This is a genomic window from Bradyrhizobium sp. UFLA05-108, from assembly GCF_059803455.1.
Window position 1 is genome coordinate 1 of the sequence record NZ_JBANAZ010000192.1, and the last position, 1,304, is coordinate 1,304.

Sequence of the window (1,304 nt, forward strand, 5' to 3'; positions counted from 1 at the left end):
ATTGAGATCGGTCAGCGGCTTGAGCAGCACATCCTGCACGCCCAACCTCAACACCTTGGCGATGTCAGCCATCTTGTCGGTGGCCCAGATCACCAGCACCGGGATTTGCAGCCCCTGCAAACGCAGGTGCTCAACGAATTCGATCCCCCCCATTTCCGGCATCGCGAGATCGCACAGGATCAGATCCGGCTTGAAGTCATCGACGGCACCCAGCGCCTGTATACCGTTGGTCGCCTCGCCGGTTTCAGCACCCAGTGAGGCCAAATAACCGACCAGCACTGAACGAAAAACCTGTTCGTCCTCAACGATCAAGATGCGCTTGTGAGTAAGTGGTAATGCCATCAGCCGAGCCTCGTCCCTTTCCATAGTGTAATAGTGGCTCAAAAAGGTCACTTATGCTCGTCTGAAACAGACTGACCGCGCATTGCCAACCGAGAACCGAGAATTATCTATTTTTTATCAACGGCAACAACCGATCCAGTTGTTTTTCCACCGCCAGCAACCCCGCTGCGATCGCTTCATCGGCGCGGTGGAAATCCAGCGTCGAGATTTGCGGACAAAAAGGTTGAATCAACACATCCGGCGGATCGCTCGCCATCCGATTACGCTTCAAACGATTTTCCAGCATTTGAATCGATGTGCTCATAATCTCCATCGCCGTCGGCGCCGTCGCCGGTTTGCGCTTACGCATTCTGCCGACGCGTTCCCGCAGACGCCCGCGCCAGGTCGCCGCAGGCGCATCGTTCGGGCTTTCTTCCTCGATACGTATCGAGAACAGATCCTGCTGCATCAGATGCGCATCATGCTGCAGATCGACCGCGATGACGATATCGGCGCCCATGGCGCGGCAAAGCGACACCGGCACAGGATTGACCACCGCGCCATCCACCAGCCAATAGCCGTCGGCCCATACCGGCGCCAACAGGCCAGGCATACTGCAGGAGGCGCGTATCGCCTGATGAATATCGCCTTCGGTCAGCCACAGCTCGCGCCCGGTGCTGAGATTGGTGGTCACGGCACCGAACTTCAACGCACAATCGGCGATATCATTGACCTTCAGCAGCTGTCCGACGGCGTTAAACACCCGCTCGCCGCGCAACAGGCCGCCGCGCTGCCAGGAAAAATCCATCAGGCGAATGACGTCCCAATAGCTGAACGATCGCACCCACTGCTCCATCGCCGGCAGACGATGGCTGGCGAACGCCGCGCCCACCAACGCGCCGACAGAACAGCCGGCAACGACATCAACCTCAATCCCCAATTTCTTTATCGCATTGATCACGCCGATGTGCGCCCAGCCTTTG

At 57.8% G+C, this 1,304-nt stretch carries 2 protein-coding genes; both read right to left on the reverse strand.

Translation table 11 applies throughout. The annotated features are described in order from the left end of the window. Window positions 1–393: response regulator (locus SO140_RS45870; RefSeq protein WP_498544190.1), on the reverse strand; the 393-nt coding region annotated here is incomplete at its 3' end. Between the two features lie 52 nt (window positions 394–445). Further along, a partial coding sequence (gene rssA / locus SO140_RS45875; RefSeq protein ID WP_498544191.1) for a patatin-like phospholipase RssA occupies window positions 446–1,304 on the reverse strand: 859 nt, incomplete at its 5' end.